The following is a 16,214-nucleotide window of genomic DNA, read 5'->3' as shown; positions in this document are numbered from 1 at the left end:
CAATGGCAAAATATTTATTAGACACACATATTTTTATTTGGGCAAGTTGTTATCCCGAACGCTTACCAAAAAGCATTTTAAAAATTTTAGAAAATTCAGACAATGATTTTTGTGTCAGTATGGCAACTTTTTGGGAAATGCAAATTAAACATCAACTTGGTAAATTGCCTTTAACCAAAAGCATTGCAGAATTGATTGCCCAAATCAAAAAGTATCATCTTTATGAAATATTACCAATCAATGAAACCCATATTTTAAATTTACAAAATTTAGAATATTTTCATAAAGATCCATTTGACCGTATTATCATCAGTCAGGCAATGATTGATGGTTTGACCTTATTAACAGTTGATGAAGATATTATTAAATACCCAATTAAGTTTATCAATTAAGGCATAAAAATGACCAATGATGAAAAATACCAACATTTCTCACAAATTGCGACTGAATATTTGGGTAAAGAAAACGAATTAACGAGTGATAAACGAGAAATTGCCTTAATCGCCTTTACGGAAATAGAAATCAATAGTGGCGGATTTTTATCATTTTTTGAACATTCTACCACAGAAATTCGCCAAGAAATTTATCAAATTTATAAAAAGATTGGCGCAATTCAATGCTTAGACATATTACAAAAATTTCAATCCATTTTAGATGGATTTCCTAAAAATATAGAATTTCAAGATATTGATTTTGACAATCCCAATTTTAATAAAGCAGGTTTTGATGATATTGGTGAACTTGATGAGCAATATTGGGAAATATCTGAAGAAGTTTTTATATTAGCTTACAATTACTATATTCAACCAAAAGATGAAAAATTATGAAAAATATTCCCCTAAAACTCGCTATCCTAGCCTCTGGTAGTGGCAGTAATTTACAAGTTTTAATTGACAAACAATTAAACAATGAATTAAACATAGACATTGCCTGTGTAATTTGCAATAAAGAAAATGCCTATGCTCTTACTCGTGCCAAGAGTGCTAATATCAACACCTTTATTATTGATAAAGATGATACAGGCAAACCTTATAAACGAGTGGAATTTGAACAAAGGGCATTGGATATTTTAAGGCAATTACAGCCTGATTTGGTGGTTTTGGCAGGCTTTATGAAAATTTTGACACCCTTATTTATAGGTGGTGTCAATAACGACTTAAACATTCCAATGATTAATTTGCACCCATCTATTTTGCCTGCTTATAAGGGGCTAGACACACACGCACGAGTATTAAAATCAGGCGAAAGACTGCACGGCTGCAGCGTGCATTTGGTAACAGAAGAGCTGGACGCTGGGCAGATATTAACCCAATCCGTTCTCATCGTCAAGCCTAATGACACGCCTACCACATTGCAAGAGCGTGTACACGCACTAGAACACACACTACTTCCTCGCACCATTGATTTTATCATCAAAGGCGTGATTGACCTAGATGATGTAAAGCAGATTTACCAATTTTTTAGCCATAAATAACAAATACAGCAAAAAAACAGGGGTGAAAAAACACCCCTTTATCTGACAATCTCACACATCACAAATCAGTCTTTGTCCTTCTTCTTTTTATTATTTTCCTCTTCGTCATCATCTGTTAGGGCATTAATCGCTTTGGCAGTACCTTTAACCACACCTTTGGTAGTTTTGTAAGCAACTTTAACAGGCGTTGTAACTACTTTATGAATACAACCCTGTAATAGTAAAGCAGATAGAGTTAGCATGAATAGACAAAGTGACTTTTTCATAAAAAACCTTTTAATTTGTATTAACAATTTAAAAAATAGGCATAATTTATCTTTTATTATGCCTATTTTTATAATTACTTAATAATACCCATAAACTGTAATAAAAATAGTATGCCAAATCCCACCAAAAAGGTAATGCCTGATAGGGCAAAATACTTCATTTTTGGGGTGAGTAAATTTTCGGATTTGATGATAGAGTAGTTTAGATAAGCAAAAGCGGGGGCGGAAACAAAAGAGCTAATCATCGCAAATTTGAGTAATGCACCCATTTGACCTGCAAACACGCTAATCAAAGTAAAACCTGCAACCACCGTAATAGTAATCCATGTGACGACATATTTTTCGGTGGCTTCGGTCGTACCTGTTTTGATGAGCGACAAGCTCTCTGCATTGGTGCGTCCATAGCCGTCCGCACAGGTGATGACCGTGCCAAACATACATAAAAAAGCAATAAATGCCACGAGCATTTTTGACCAACCTCCAATGGTTGATGTGTACATCTGTATCAACTGTCCGACATAAGCACCGCCTTTGGTAGCGATTTCTTGTCCTGTACCATATTGTACAAACACACCCAATGCCAAGAAAAATAATGCCAAAATCGCCGATACGAAATAACCCACATTAAAATCTAGCATGCCTTGCTGTGGGGTAGGGTGGTCTATTGCAATTTTCTTGGACGTCCAAACAGACGAAATGACAGAAAATTCAAGTGGTGCTGGCATCCAACCCATCAAAGCAATGATAAAGCCCAAAGAAGCTAGATTCCACGGCGAAGCAGGGATAAAATCTGGTGATATTTGTTTTGGTGACACGCCTGCCACTATGGTGGCAACAATGGTGGCAACTGTCAAAGCAATGATAATCCATTTTGAAAGGTTGTCCAAAAGCTTATAGTGTCCTGCAATCAACAAACCCCATGCAGATGCCATGACGGTGACAGATAAAACAAGTGGATTGACCTCAAAAGGGAGCATAAAGCCCAAAATGGTCGCACATAAAAGTGCCACCGCACCTGTACTAATCATACCAGAGACAACACTTAAAATAAAAAATGCCCAAAGATAAACTTTGGATTTTTTGGCATAACCAACCACCAAACTTTCACTCGTTTTGTAAGCATATTCTGTGCCAAAACGGTAAAAAGGGTACTTAAATAGGTTGGCAAGTACAATCATAATCGCCAATTGCCAACCGTACAATGCACCTGCTTGTGTTGATGAAACTAGGTGTGAGCCACCAATGGCGGCAGAAGCCATTAGAATGCCTGGTCCAAAAGCCTTCCAAGTTAATTTTTGGTTTTGGGTAGTGTGTGTTTGTGAATTTTGCATCATAAAAAATCATATAAAAATAGGGGCTTTTGTATTATAATGCAAATTGTATCGTTTGTGTGATATTTCTCTAACCAATAGGGTGTTATCATAGATAACAATATCCATTATTTAACATAATTACTATTATGCGAAGTAAAACTAACTAAAATTTGGTAAATTTTACTCTCACTTGGAACATAACATGAAAAAATCCACTTTCTCATTATCACTACTTGCTTTGGTAAGCGTAACCACCTTTGCACAAAGTCTGCCTACCGACCCAAACGCCAAAATTACCGCAGGCGTGCTTGCTACTTTTGGCTCAAATGGTTACGCCGTAGATGACAAGGTTTCTGCTGTACCACTTGTTTTGTATGACAATAACCGCCTGTATGCCGAAGGTGCCGAATTTGGTGTATTCCCCTATAAAGATAACAAAAACTGGCTAAAAGTTGGACTAACTTATGACAGTACAAGTTTTAACCCAAAAGATGCCAACACCCCTGCCCTACATAGCTTAGACAAACGCAAATCTTCAGTGAATGCTCATATCAGTTATATGCACATTACTCCTGTTGGTGGTTTTGAAGTCAAAGCCATGACAGATGTACTAAGTCATAGCTCTGGGCAAAAAATCACCCTAGCCCACCGCAGTAAATTTGAGTTACTTGATGAAAAATTGACCATTTATCCCAAATTTGGGGTTACTTGGCAAAGTGATAAGTATAATGAGTACTATTACGGAGTTTCGGCAGATGAATCTGCTCGTTCAGGTATACGGCAGTACACATTAAAAGACAGTATCGCACCATTTGTGGCCATTAGTGCCAAATACAAAATCAACGAACAATGGGGCTTGTTTGGTAATCAAAATGCTCAGTGGTTATCATCTGATCAAAAAAATAGCCCTCTGACAGATGACAACATCAATCTAAGCACCAATGTGGGTGTTACTTATACATTTTAGCACCTACTTGGCTTGGTCTAAAAAAAATAAAGGCAAATAACATATTTGCCTTTATTTTTGGATAAATAGTGAATCACAACAACCAATCACTCTTCACCTGTCTGTGATTGAATGTAGTTTTGAATACCAATTTCCTCAATTTTTTCAAGTTGTGTTTGTAGCCAATCTTCGTATTCTTCGTTGCCATCTTTGAGTTTGATGAGTAATTCACGAGAGACAAAATCACGTTTTTGGGTACACACTTCAATGGCTTCAACCAAAACATCATGTTTGCGTTGCTCTAAACGTAGATCACAAGACAAGATTTCTTCTACTTCTTCGCCAATCATCAACTTACCAAGCTCTTGCAAGTTTGGCAAACCTTCCAATAATAAAATGCGTTCAATCAACTCATCAGACCATTTCATTTCAGCAATGGATTGTTTAAAAAATGAGTCATTAAGCTCTTCCACCCCCCAATTTTTGACGATGCGAGCATGTAAAAAATACTGATTGATGGCAATTAGAGATTGACCAAGCACCAAATTTAACTGACGAATGACGTCTTTATCACCTTGCATATAACCTCCCAAATCTATCAATGAGCAGAATCTACCATGTTTGGTGTGGCGGTTTGCATTTGTAGATAGTTTGGTAATCCCATCATTTCAATCAAACGTAGTTGTTTTGCCAACCAGTGAGCATGATCTTCTTCGGTGTCTTTGAGCTGACCAACCAGCATATCACGAGTAACATAATCTTTCTCGGCTTCACACAATGCAATGCCCTCTTTGAGGTCTTCTTGGACACGATATTCAAGGTCAAGGTCGGATTTTAGCATAGAAGGTACATCAGTACCAATATTTAGTTCGCCAACTTGCATATTTGGCGTGCCACCAAGCACGATAATGCGATTGATGATGAGGCGTGCGTGATAAGTTTCATCTTCCATTTCGTGATAAATGCGATCATGCAACTTCCCAAGCTCCCATTCGGCATACATTTGTGAATGAATGAGATATTGGTCTCTGGCACCAAGTTCGCCTGCCAACAGAAAGTTAAGATAGTCAATGACTTTTTGAGATGATTTCATGGTAAATCCTATGATAAAAATGAAATAAAATGAGCATAAACCCAACTTTGTCTATCTTATCATAAAGCGGAATTTTTAAAAGAAAAAAATTGTACAACAAACGAACTGCGAACGACTTACGCTATGAGAATGGCTATCACAATGACAAAAATTTTCACCCAACAAATTGTTTGGGTGAAAAGATGACGATTAAGGATATAGATTTATATCTATATGATTTTTAATGAATTTTTAAAATAATACAACCACAAGTTATCATCATGATGATGAATAAACAAAAATGGCTATTATTTTATTATTTTAAATTGAAAGTGATTATTGGTAACTTAGTCAAGATGATAACGGAGAAAACTTCTATCCATACCAATTGGAAATATTATGGCAATAAATTTACATTTTTTAACAAAACTATACCGCCATAGCATCTATTGCCACATATTTGGCATGATGTTCATCAAGCAAATCTTGCACCATTGGTACACAACACCCACAACACGTTCCTACCAATAATTCATTTTGTAGAGCTTCCATGCTATCCACTCCTTGTAGCATGGCATTTTTGATTTGACGGTCTTTGATGTCATGGCAAATACAAACGTACATAACAAATCCTATTAAATGAGAATGGTTATATTTGGCTCTTGATAATGCCATATTATCAGTAATTGTTATTATTTGCAAGTGTTAATTGTATTTTTTAACAAAAAAATTAAGAAAATTTAATCACGAGAAATAATCCTTGTTATGTTTTACTTAATTCACATCAAAATCATAAAAACGGTTTTTTGTCATGGTTTTACAAGCTCACCACGAACAAAAACCTTTGTTTGTTTTAAATAGAATTTAAAAACCCTAAGGCAGACACCTTAGGGTTAGAACTTACAATCATTTTACAATCACTCATCAATGAATGATAGCCAATGTTTATATTTATCATTGCGACCTTGCACGACATCAAAATATAGCGTTTGTAATTTTTCGGTCAGCTCACCACGACCACCCTTACCAATCACACGGTCATCATACTCACGAATGGGCGTTACTTCGGCGGCCGTACCTGTCATGAAAATCTCATCTGCCAAATAAAACTCATCACGAGTAATCCGTCTTTCTACCACTTTGATACCCAAATCATGAGCAAACTGGATAATGGTACGGCGAGTAATGCCGTCCAACGCCCCGCCTGCAAGATCTGGGGTGTGTAGTTCGCCATTTTTTACCAAAAATAGGTTTTCTCCAGAACCTTGACATACATAGCCTAGTGGATCCATGAGAATCGCTTCATCGTAGCCTGCACGAGTTGCTTCTTGGTTGGCTAGGATAGATACAGGGTAGTTGGCAGCCGCTTTGGCTTTACACATGGTTACATTGGGGTGATGATGTGTATAACTTGATGTTTTAGCACGAATGCCGTTTTTGATGCCGTCTTCACCAAGATATGCTCCCCATTGCCATGCGGCAACGGCTGAATGAATGGTGTTGTCTCTTGATGAGATACCAAGTTTCTCAGAGCCCACCCAAATGATGGGACGGATGTAAGCAGAAGCCAACCCATTTTCACGCACCACGTCTTTTTGGGCTTGTACCAATGTGTCGTGGTCAAAACGTACGTTTAGTTGAAAGATTTTGGCAGAATTTAAAAGACGCTCGGTATGTTCATGCAAACGAAAAATCGCTGTACGCCCATCTGGTGTTTGATAGGCTCGCACGCCTTCAAAAACCGCCAAGCCATAATGTAGGCTATGAGTTAAAACATGGACTTTGGCGTCAGGTTGATACACCATTTGCCCATCAAGCCACAATTTGCCTTCGGTAGTTGCCATATTCATAACATATTCCTTTTGGAAAAATAAAAAATCATAAAAATATTTTGCATTATAGCAGTTTTTTATAAAAAATGCTTAAAATTTTACCAAGTTAATTGCCGTTTCGCTTAACACAAATTGGCGTACATCATTCATCATGGTGGTATCAAAATTATGGATAAATGCCATTGCCAGTCGTCTGTCAGGGTCGCAAAAAGCCACCGAGCCATTATAACCCATGTGTCCATAGGCACTAGGTGTATGTTGTAGGCTAAACAAGCGATGAAATCCAGACCGCCATCGCATATTGGCAGGCATGACTGCATCAAAACCATCAATACGCACAAGTCTCATGTCTGACAGCACAGAAGGAGTGATGAGTCTTTGACCTTGCCATACACCACCATTGGCATGCATGGCGTACATTGTTGCCAGTGCATTGGCGGTGGATACACCATTGGCGGCAGGAATCATTGCTTGTAGTACAGCATTGGCATGATATGCCAGACCATCTTTACCATTTGGCATGAGGGCGTTTTTATAATTTGCCAAATTCATTTTGGTAGCATCAAAATACAATTTGTTGATATTGGCAGTGTTTAGTGGACTCTCTGCCAACTTATCACGCCAAAGTTTGGCTATTTCAAAACTACCAAGCACCTCCAACACATGGAGTGATTCTGGTTTTAGGGTGGGTTTGCGTTTGATGTTTTCTTCTTCGTTAAAATAGCGAAGAGGTTTGGCAACTTGGTGCAATCTATCAGATGGCACACCCCAAAACATCTCGCCTGCCACACCCAAAGGCTGTGCCAAATATTCATCAAGGGCATTTTGTAAGCTAAGTTTGGTAACACGCTCCACAAGCCCACCCAAAATCCACCCAGACACCAACGCACTGTATGCACTGGCATAGTGATGTTGTTCTTGATTTTTGGGGGTGGTAGGCGACATTTGGGCAACTTTATCTAGCATCATCTGCCAGTTGGTCAAATCCTCCAAATCATGTGTCAAACTAGAAACATCAAACAATCTGGCGGTATGTGTCAGTATGTGGCGTAGAGTAATATGCTCTTTGCCAGCACAACCAAATTCTTGCCAATAATATGCCACAGGTTTGTCATAATCTAGCAGTCCATGCGATACAAGTACCGCAATCAATGTCGCCAATACGCCCTTACCAATAGAAAAATTTACCGACAATCTCTTATCGTGCCAATCGCCATTATCCTCATCTGTACCATCAAGTCTTGCTTTGCCAACACTTTCATTAACCACCATTTGACCATCTTTAAAGATAACCAGCGACCCGCCTGCAGGCGAGTCCTCAAATTGTAGCTTTTGTAAAATGCTTGAAAAATCTTGCCAATTTTTATTCATATTAACCTTTATTTTGTAAAAACAAGAAAACCGCCATGCGTTAGCAAAACGGTTTTGTATAAAATAACGTTATAAATAGGTGATTTTACCAATCAAATGTGGTTTGTCGCTGTCTGGCACATACAAACCAAACTCACAACCATCGCCACTTGGGCAAGCAACAAATTCAATTTTTGAGGGTAAAAAAATCGGTGTTTTAAAAGAAACATCTACCCGATAAGATTTGGGTAAATCATAAAATTGGGCAATGCTGGCAGCCTTTGACCACATACCATGAGCAATCGCCTTAGGAAAACCAAATGCCCGTGCTGATAAAGGATGTAAATGAATCAAATTAAAATCCCCAGACACAAAAGCATATCTACGCCCAATGTCCTCTGGAATGTTGATTAACTCCGACCAACCGTTTTCACCTACCTCAATTTTGGGAGTGATGTCCTCTTTGGGTTTATCTTTGTCTTTGGCACGTTCATCAGCACTCTTTTTTTGGCGAGACAAATAAGTGGAAGTACCCTCCCAAACCAGTTCATCACCGATTTTGACGGTGGTAATAAAATCAAAAGTTTGACCCTTGTCATGTGGTTGTAAGTTACCAAGCGTTACTGACATACTGACCGTTTCGGTATCAAAAATAATGCGGTGCTGAGTTACGCTATTTTGGGTATGAACAAGCCCAAGCATGGCAAAAGGAAAATCAGGTTTTGCCATCATGTTCATTTGTAAAGTTTGCGACAGTACCGCAAAATAGGTTGGTGGCACACGCCCATCATCAACAAAACCACAGATTCGGCGGTATTCTTTAAGATTGGGTTCGTCAATTGCCAGTTTATCCACAGAATATACCGAATTTGGCAAATCGGTGGCTTTGTTATCGCCAAGTGGTATTAAACTCTTAACCACATTGGCATAAGTTGTGTGCATTTTGGGCAATTCTTTAAAGTGTTGTTCTGCCATAAAAGTTACCTTTCCATATTTTTAAAATAAAATCACGCCCCAAGTATGCTTTGACCGCATACTCGCACAACCTGACCGTTAATGCCCACCGCTTTTGGCGACAAAAGCCATGCTATCGTCTCCGCCACGTCCACAGGCTCTCCACCTTGACTCATAGAGTTCATGCGTCTGCCAGCTTCTCGTATGGCAAAAGGAATGGTGCTTGTCATTTTGGTTTCAATAAATCCAGGGGCAACCGCATTAATGGTTTTGGTGGTGTCTTTGAAAGTTTTGGCGGTTGCTTCTACAAGTCCAATCACGCCCGCTTTACTCATGGCGTAGTTGGTTTGTCCTACATTACCTGCAATCCCTGAAATGGACGACACACACACAATGCGAGCCATGTCAGAAAAACCGTTATTGGTCAGCAAATGGGTGTTGATTTGGTAAATGGCGTTTAGGTTGATATTAAGCACCATCTCCCATTTGTCAGCACTCATATTGGCAATGGTTTTATCACGAGTTACCCCAGCATTATGAACAATGCCATCAAGTACGCCACAGGCTTTGATAATCTGTCCGCCTGCATTTGGGTCTGTAATATCAAGTGGTAAGGCATGACCACCAACTTTGCCAGCGACTTTTTGTAAATCCGCCAGTAAGGCAGGCACGTCCAAACAATACACATCAGCCCCATCTCTGGCAAGAATATTCACCACCGCTTCACCGATACCACGAGATGCTCCCGTAACTAGGATTTTTTTGCCTTTTAGGGGTTTTTTATCATCAATGGCAATGACATCGCCACGTTTGGTGAGTTTGACTGCTTGCCCTGAGACATAGGCAGATTTGGCAGACAAGAAAAACTCCAAGGCATGGGGCAGGTGTTTTTCTGCACCAATTTGAGTGTACAGTACGTTGGCACTGATGCCTTTTTTAAACTCTTTGGCAATGGATTTGGCAAAACCTAGCACCGCACGCTGGGCAAGTGCAAAACCAATGTCTGTGTCCGTACAGCATTCAGGGCGAGCGATGATGACGATACGTCCTGATGATTTGATGCGTCTGGCAATGGTGTGAAAAAACTCATAAACTTGGGTCAAACCTGCCACGTCTTTGATGTTGGTAACATCAAAAATTGCCACTTTAAAACGGGCGTTTTCATCTGCCAATCGCTCACTAAGCTTGTCTTGGGTGGTGATTTTGGCATCATGGTTTTGTAAAAATTGGTTTAGGCAGTCTGCTACCGATGTGTCATCGCCAGTTGCCACACCCAGTGCCACCTCACCACGAATCACAGGCTGACCTGCGACATGACGGTCCAATTTTATGGGGGTGGGTAAGCCTAGATTTTTTGCCACAGTTCTGCCCAAGCCTTTTTGGACAAGTTCGCCATAACGGTCTGTCATGTTACCACTCCTAAATTTTTTGATGAATGAGCGTGATTTTAACACAAAAATCATCATTGTTTAAAAAATAAATCAAAAATAAATCAAACACCCTTGATTTTTTTGTATCCAAATCTTATATTGTTAGGACAATCTTTTGATTGTGTTTTATTCATTCATTTTATAAGGATTCATTCATGGCATTTACCCTACCAGAATTAGGCTACGCCTATGACGCATTAGAGCCACATTTTGATAAAGAAACGATGGAAATTCACCATTCTCGCCATCATCAAGCCTATGTCAATAACGCCAACGCCGCCCTAGAAGGCACTGAGTGGGCAGACAAATGTGTCAAAGAAGTGATTGCCAATCTTGACAAGTTGCCAGCCGACAAACAAACTGCGGTGCGTAACAACGCCGGCGGACACGCCAACCATAGCCTATTTTGGAACATTCTAAAAACTGGCACAACGCTTGGTGGTTCACTAAAAGAGGCGATTGTGCGTGATTTTGGTTCGGTAGAAGCCTTTCAAGAGCAGTTTGAAAAGGCGGCGACCACTCGTTTTGGCTCTGGCTGGGCGTGGCTTGTCAAGCAAGGCGACAAGTTGGCAGTGGTTTCAACCGCCAACCAAGACAGCCCACTAATGGGTAAGGCAATTGCAGGGTGTGAAGGCACGCCTATCATTGGTCTTGATGTGTGGGAGCACGCCTATTACCTAAAATACCAAAACAAACGCCCAGACTACATCAAGGCGTTTTGGAATGTGGTAAACTGGGACAAAGCCCAAGAAAACTTTGATAATGCCTAATTAAAAGCATTGATTTATAAAATAACCCATTGATAAACAATGGGTTATTTTATTTAAGTGATTAACTTAGCTGGTTTTTTCGTCAATTTTTTCTTTGACATCAATGACCGTTTCGGCAACTTTTTCTTTGGCATTATCAAACAATCCTTTGGTTTTATCGCCAAGATTGCCAAGCAAGCTACTTGCTTCGTCTTTGGTCTTTTGAGCGGTATCAGAAACCTCTTGTTTGGCTTTGTCAATACCGTCTTTGACTTCACCGACACCTTGTTGAAGAATGCCTTTGGCTTGTAGTTCTTTATCGTCAAGTGCTTTACCTGCAACTTCTTTGGCTTTGCCAACAATACCATCAATGGACATTGCAATTCTCCTATTAAAAAATTAAATTAAAACGATTAAAAATACTTATTGAATAAGTATAAGTTTATCATAACATAATCTTTGGGAATGGATAAGGGTGTTTTGTATGCCTTTTGTAATGTTGGTGGCATTATTTAATCGCCCATGTGGGTGTACTTGCGTCCACATCTTGAGGGGCGTGCAAATCCTGACGAAGTCCGATATAGAGCTTTTTGTGCAAGGGTAGGGCTTCGTATTCTTCACGTTTTTTTATGGCTTCTTGTTTTTTTTTGACAAGGTTGTTGCGTTGCAAGACATAGACTTTACGTTCGTCTTTGGCAATCGTTTGAGCATTTTTATCCATCACGATGGCAGTAATGGTATGCTCACCCAACGCCAAGTCCGCTGTTGGGATGGTGGTTTTTTTGCCGTCCGCCACCAATTTACCATCAAACAAAATCGCCGAAGTGTCGCCCACCGCCAGTGCAGGCGAGATGTTAGCCTCAATTTCTATGTTTTGGGCGTGGCGGTGATAGGCTCTGTCTTCGCTAGGTTCGGTAATGGTAATGCTATAAGCCCACGCCATTGATGATAATGTCAAAGACAACATCACGCCTGCGATTTTGGTGGTTTTAAAAAGTATGCTCATGGCTTTTTTCCGCTAATATTTAAGTTATTTTATTTATTTTACCCAAAATTTTAATAAATTGCACGAAAAAACAAAACGGCACAAGATAAAACTTATGCCGTTTTTTATTTTTGAGTGGACTATCGTTGATTAGCAACGATAATACATATCAAACTCTAAGGGGTGTACCGCCTCATTCATGCGTTGCACTTCTTTCATTTTTAGTTTGATGTAATCCTCAATCATCTCTTTGCTAAACACATCACCTTTTAACAAAAACTCATGGTCATCACGCAAAGCATTGAGTGCCACTTCCAAGTTTTCAGCAACGGTTGGGATTAGCACTTCTTCTTCTGGAGGTAAGTCGTATAAGTTTTTGTCAGATGCCTCACCTGGTTCTATTTTATTTTCAATGCCATCAAGTCCTGCCATCAATAACGCTGAAAACGCCAAATAAGGGTTTGCAGATGGGTCTGGGAAACGCACTTCTACACGCACCGCTTTTGGACTATTGACATGCGGAATGCGAATAGATGCCGAACGGTTTGAGGCAGAATAAGCCAGTTTAATGGGTGCTTCGTAGTGTGGCACCAAACGTTTGTAGCTGTTGGTGCTAGGATTGGTGATGGCGTTTAAGGCACGAGCGTGTTTGATGACACCGCCAATAAAATATAGGGCTGTTTTGGAAAGTCCTGCATACTCATCGCCAGAGAAGGTATTGACGCCATCTTTGGAGATAGACATATTGACGTGCATACCAGAGCCATTATCGCCCACCAGAGGTTTTGGCATAAAAGTGGCAGTTTTACCAAATTGGTTGGCGACATTTTGGACGATGTATTTAAATTGTTGGACTTCGTCTGCTTTTTTGACAAGTGTGTTAAATGAAATGCCAATTTCAAGCTGACTGCTTGCCACTTCATGATGATGAACCTCAATACGCCCTTCACCCATCACATCATGAATACGGTCACACATCACCGAACGCATGTCATGATAATGGTCAATGGGCGGTACAACCGCATAAGCCCCTTTGACCGCAGGACGCTGACCGTTATTGCCCCATGGGTAGTCTTTGTTGGTACTCCATGCTGCCGCCTCAGAGATGACGGTGTGTCTAGCCCCTGACATGTCAATGTCCCATTTAACCTCATCAAACACGAAAAATTCAGGTTCAGGACCAATTAAGGCTTTATCACCAATTCCTGTGGATTTTAGGTAGATTTCGGCACGGCGAGCGATGGAACGTGGGTCTTTTTCATAGCCTTGACGAGTGTTTGGTTCAATGACATCGCAGGTTACGACCACAGTAGGTACTTCAAAAAATGGGTCAAGGTATGCAGTATCAGCATCAGGAAGCAAAATCATGTCCGAGCTTTCAACACCCTTCCAACCTGCAACGCTTGATGCATCAAACATTTTACCATCTTCTAGGGTGTCTTCGTCTACGCTATATGCTGGAAAAGTTAAGTGCATTTCTTTGCCATGCGTGTCGGTAAAACGAAAATCCACCCACTTTGCCCCTGAGGATTCTATCAAATCAAGTAGTTTATTTGCCATTGATTGCTCCAAAATAACAAAATTAACACAAAAACTAGGGCTAATCATACGCTAATTTTAACGTCATGTAAATCCAAAAAATAAGTTTTTTGCCATAAGTCATCAATGATAATTAATTTATCAAATTTACAACAAAATTTCACCAAATTGGCAAGAACAATTGTGCTAAGATAACGCCTTATTTATCTTTGAATGGAGATTATGATGAGAATGTATTTACCTTTGATTTTGGCGGTATTTGCCACGCCTGCGTTGGCTGAACAGCATTACAACCAAATTAGCTTTTCCACTCAAATTGAAAAAACCTTGCCCAATGACGAGCTACAAGCCACACTCAGTAAAACTGCCCAAGCTGGTGATGTCAAAACGCTTGCCAACACTCTAAATAATACACTCAACCAAGCAACTGCATTGGCTAAAAAATACCCCAATGTCAAAGTTACCACAGGCAGTCAGCACACTTATCCACGCTATAACAGTACTGGTAAAATCATCGGTCATACAGGTCAGGCTACCGTTGATGTTACTAGCCAAGATTTTAACGAAGCAAGCGAGTTTATTGCCAAACTACAAGAATACATGACCATTGACAATTTGAGTTTTGGTGTGTCAGATACCACCAAGAAAAAACACAAAAAAGACATCATGAGTGAAGCCATTGCTGATTTTCAACAAGAAGCCTCCTTTGTTAGCCAAAATTTTGGGGCAAAAGACTATCGTTTGGTTAAAGTTGAATTAAACCATGTTGATGTATTTTCAAATCATGCCAGACCCATGATGGCAATGAATGAAAGTGTCACCTCAGCAAAAGTTGCTCCCCAAGAATTTGAGGCAGGCGAGAGCCGAATCAGCTACCAAATCGCAGGCGTGATTGAGCTGGTTAAATAAACAACAAAAATGCACCAAATACGCTTGCTATTTGCAAGAATTTTGGGGATAATAGCAAAATTTATTTTGATTGATATTGAAGTGATTGACCAATGAAAACTTTTACCAAGACCACATTGTCATTGATTGTTGCACTTAATATTGGGTTGATGGCTCACCAAGCTGTTGCCAACCCTTTGGAAAGTGTAGAGACAACCGAACATACCAAAAAACAACGCTTTAAAAAGCTCAAAGAAGCTCTTGCCAAAGACACATCTACCACAACTGACCATACCATTGCCACAGCAGGCGTTTTAGATACGACTGTTTCTTTTGGCGATGGTGAAAGTGAAGTGTCTTTTGAGACTAATGATACCGTTGAAGATGTCAACACCACCACAACCCCCGAAGAAGCAGATATCAGCAGTGGTGATGTAGAAATCCCAACCACACCAACCAAAGTTGATGATACCGCCATCAACAGTATTGAAAAAGATGGTAAACGTCATACCACCGTCAATCTGTCTGAGTATGCGAAGGCAGTCAATGAATCTGTTTGGTCGCCCAACATGAAAGTCAACTCTGCCATGACGGTTAAATTACAGGTGTTACTTGACTGGAATCATGCTTCACCAGGTCCTATTGATGGTGGTTGGGGCATGAACAGCAAAAAAGCGTTAACCAATTTCCAAAAAATCAAAGGCTTGCCAGCCACTGGCAAAATGGACGAGGCCACTTGGAAGGCATTGACCGCCAATATCCCTGCCAGTCAGCCTGCACTTGTATCCTACACCATCACCCAAGAAGATGTAAACAATAGATTTGCTAGACTGCCAGCAAGTGCCGAAGAACGCTCCAAAGTCAAAGGGCTTTATTATGAGAACATCGTAGAGATGTTTGGTGAGCGTTTTCATATGGACGTAGGTTATCTTAAAAAACTAAATCCTAATAAAAAATTTGTCGCAGGCGAGACCATTACAGTCATTAATACAGGCAAACCATTTAGCGGTAAAATCACTCGTGTGATTGCTGACCGTAGCGAAAAAATCCTATATGCCTACAATGGCGACAAATTGGTCGCAGCCTATCCTACCACCGTAGGCGGTGCAGCCAGCAATACGCCGGGCGGTACTTACAAGATTGTCAATAAAGTAAAAATGCCACATTATAAAGCAACAGTAGACAAGGACAGCGAAAATCCAAAAAGCTATATCCTACCACCTGGACCAAACAGCCCTGTGGGCGTGGTATGGATGGGTCTAAACAAGCCTTCTTATGGCATTCATGGCTCGCCCATGCCAGAGGGTATTAGCCGTCAGTCCTCGCTTGGTTGTGTGCGTCTAACCAACTGGGATGTTCTAGAACTTTCTTCTGTGATTGATGTTGGTGCTACTGTTGAGATTAAGTAGTTTTAAG

At 40.1% G+C, this 16,214-nt stretch carries 19 protein-coding genes; 7 read left to right on the top strand and 12 right to left on the bottom strand.

The genetic code is table 11. The features are described from left to right. The first annotated feature begins 2 nt into the window (after positions 1-2). From MOB01S_RS00610 to purN, 3 genes are read left to right on the top strand one after another with little or no spacing between them, the layout of a single operon-like run. A complete protein-coding gene (locus MOB01S_RS00610) occupies positions 3-392 on the top strand; it encodes a type II toxin-antitoxin system VapC family toxin (protein ID WP_066800049.1) in 390 nt (129 codons plus the stop codon). Positions 393-401: 9 nt separating this feature from the next. Beyond that, positions 402-827, top strand: coding sequence for a DMP19 family protein (locus tag MOB01S_RS00605; protein WP_066800047.1), 426 nt, complete (start codon positions 402-404; stop codon positions 825-827). After that, positions 824-1,474 carry a phosphoribosylglycinamide formyltransferase gene (gene purN, locus MOB01S_RS00600; RefSeq protein WP_066800045.1) on the top strand — a complete coding sequence of 217 codons (651 nt, stop codon included), beginning with the start codon at positions 824-826 and terminating at the stop codon, positions 1,472-1,474. Before MOB01S_RS00605 ends, purN begins: the two co-directional genes overlap by 4 nt. Positions 1,475-1,539: 65 nt before the next feature. Here purN and MOB01S_RS00595 read toward each other — a convergent pair whose 3' ends face one another. Beyond that, the gene (locus MOB01S_RS00595) at positions 1,540-1,740 is read right to left on the bottom strand and encodes an NF038104 family lipoprotein (RefSeq protein ID WP_066800042.1); all 201 of its coding nucleotides are present in this window, start codon (positions 1,738-1,740) and stop codon (positions 1,540-1,542) included. 74 nt (positions 1,741-1,814) lie between these two features. Then, the gene (locus MOB01S_RS00590) at positions 1,815-3,071 is read right to left on the bottom strand and encodes an NRAMP family divalent metal transporter (protein WP_066800178.1); all 1,257 of its coding nucleotides are present in this window, start codon (positions 3,069-3,071) and stop codon (positions 1,815-1,817) included. Positions 3,072-3,255: 184 nt separating this feature from the next. On the opposite strand from MOB01S_RS00590, the gene MOB01S_RS00585 reads away from it, so the two are divergent. Beyond that, positions 3,256-4,020 (top strand): MipA/OmpV family protein, encoded by a 765-nt coding sequence (locus MOB01S_RS00585; protein WP_066800039.1) that lies wholly within the window; start codon positions 3,256-3,258, stop codon positions 4,018-4,020. A gap of 86 nt (positions 4,021-4,106) precedes the next feature. Here the strand turns inward: MOB01S_RS00585 and bfr (MOB01S_RS00580) are convergent, their stop codons facing one another. The 7 genes from bfr (MOB01S_RS00580) to MOB01S_RS00550 form a co-directional block, all read right to left on the bottom strand. Then, complete coding sequence (bfr, locus tag MOB01S_RS00580; RefSeq protein ID WP_066800036.1) at positions 4,107-4,580, bottom strand: bacterioferritin; 474 nt, start codon at positions 4,578-4,580, stop codon at positions 4,107-4,109. 17 nt (positions 4,581-4,597) lie between these two features. Then, positions 4,598-5,092 carry a bacterioferritin gene (gene bfr / locus MOB01S_RS00575; protein WP_066800033.1) on the bottom strand — a complete coding sequence of 165 codons (495 nt, stop codon included), beginning with the start codon at positions 5,090-5,092 and terminating at the stop codon, positions 4,598-4,600. Between the two features lie 408 nt (positions 5,093-5,500). Beyond that, a complete protein-coding gene (locus tag MOB01S_RS00570) occupies positions 5,501-5,695 on the bottom strand; it encodes a (2Fe-2S)-binding protein (RefSeq protein WP_066800030.1) in 195 nt (64 codons plus the stop codon). A gap of 293 nt (positions 5,696-5,988) precedes the next feature. Further along, on the bottom strand, positions 5,989-6,921 hold the full coding sequence (locus tag MOB01S_RS00565; protein ID WP_066800027.1) for a branched-chain amino acid transaminase: 933 nt from the start codon (positions 6,919-6,921) through the stop codon (positions 5,989-5,991). A gap of 72 nt (positions 6,922-6,993) precedes the next feature. Beyond that, complete coding sequence (locus tag MOB01S_RS00560; protein WP_066800024.1) at positions 6,994-8,274, bottom strand: serine hydrolase domain-containing protein; 1,281 nt, start codon at positions 8,272-8,274, stop codon at positions 6,994-6,996. A 69-nt stretch (positions 8,275-8,343) separates the two neighbouring features. Further along, positions 8,344-9,228 (bottom strand): MaoC family dehydratase, encoded by an 885-nt coding sequence (locus tag MOB01S_RS00555; RefSeq protein ID WP_066800021.1) that lies wholly within the window; start codon positions 9,226-9,228, stop codon positions 8,344-8,346. Between the two features lie 32 nt (positions 9,229-9,260). Continuing rightward, complete coding sequence (locus MOB01S_RS00550; RefSeq protein ID WP_066800018.1) at positions 9,261-10,616, bottom strand: 3-oxoacyl-ACP reductase; 1,356 nt, start codon at positions 10,614-10,616, stop codon at positions 9,261-9,263. Between the two features lie 176 nt (positions 10,617-10,792). On the opposite strand from MOB01S_RS00550, the gene sodA reads away from it, so the two are divergent. Then, on the top strand, positions 10,793-11,407 hold the full coding sequence (gene sodA / locus MOB01S_RS00545) for a superoxide dismutase [Mn] (RefSeq protein WP_066800015.1): 615 nt from the start codon (positions 10,793-10,795) through the stop codon (positions 11,405-11,407). A 66-nt stretch (positions 11,408-11,473) separates the two neighbouring features. On the opposite strand, the gene MOB01S_RS00540 is transcribed toward sodA, so the two are convergent. The 3 genes from MOB01S_RS00540 to glnA all read right to left on the bottom strand — a co-directional run bounded on the left by MOB01S_RS00540 (position 11,474) and on the right by glnA (position 13,931). Next, positions 11,474-11,764 (bottom strand): CsbD family protein, encoded by a 291-nt coding sequence (locus MOB01S_RS00540; protein WP_066800012.1) that lies wholly within the window; start codon positions 11,762-11,764, stop codon positions 11,474-11,476. Between the two features lie 130 nt (positions 11,765-11,894). Beyond that, a complete protein-coding gene (locus MOB01S_RS00535; protein WP_066800008.1) occupies positions 11,895-12,392 on the bottom strand; it encodes a hypothetical protein in 498 nt (165 codons plus the stop codon). 129 nt (positions 12,393-12,521) lie between these two features. After that, the gene (gene glnA, locus MOB01S_RS00530) at positions 12,522-13,931 is read right to left on the bottom strand and encodes a type I glutamate--ammonia ligase (RefSeq protein WP_066800176.1); all 1,410 of its coding nucleotides are present in this window, start codon (positions 13,929-13,931) and stop codon (positions 12,522-12,524) included. A 204-nt stretch (positions 13,932-14,135) separates the two neighbouring features. Here glnA and MOB01S_RS00525 point away from each other — a divergent pair, with 204 nt between their 5' ends. Next, positions 14,136-14,819 carry an SIMPL domain-containing protein gene (locus MOB01S_RS00525; protein WP_066800005.1) on the top strand — a complete coding sequence of 228 codons (684 nt, stop codon included), beginning with the start codon at positions 14,136-14,138 and terminating at the stop codon, positions 14,817-14,819. 92 nt (positions 14,820-14,911) lie between these two features. Then, entirely contained in the window at positions 14,912-16,207 is a 1,296-nt protein-coding gene (locus tag MOB01S_RS00520; protein ID WP_245639966.1) for a L,D-transpeptidase family protein, read from the top strand. Positions 16,208-16,214: the final 7 nt, after the last annotated feature.

Origin of the sequence: Moraxella oblonga NBRC 102422, assembly GCF_001598275.1 — a bacterium.
Taxonomy (GTDB): Bacteria; Pseudomonadota; Gammaproteobacteria; order Pseudomonadales; family Moraxellaceae; genus Moraxella; species Moraxella oblonga.
Note: the sequence above shows the minus strand (reverse complement) of the source record. Positions and strands in the feature narration are given on the sequence as shown.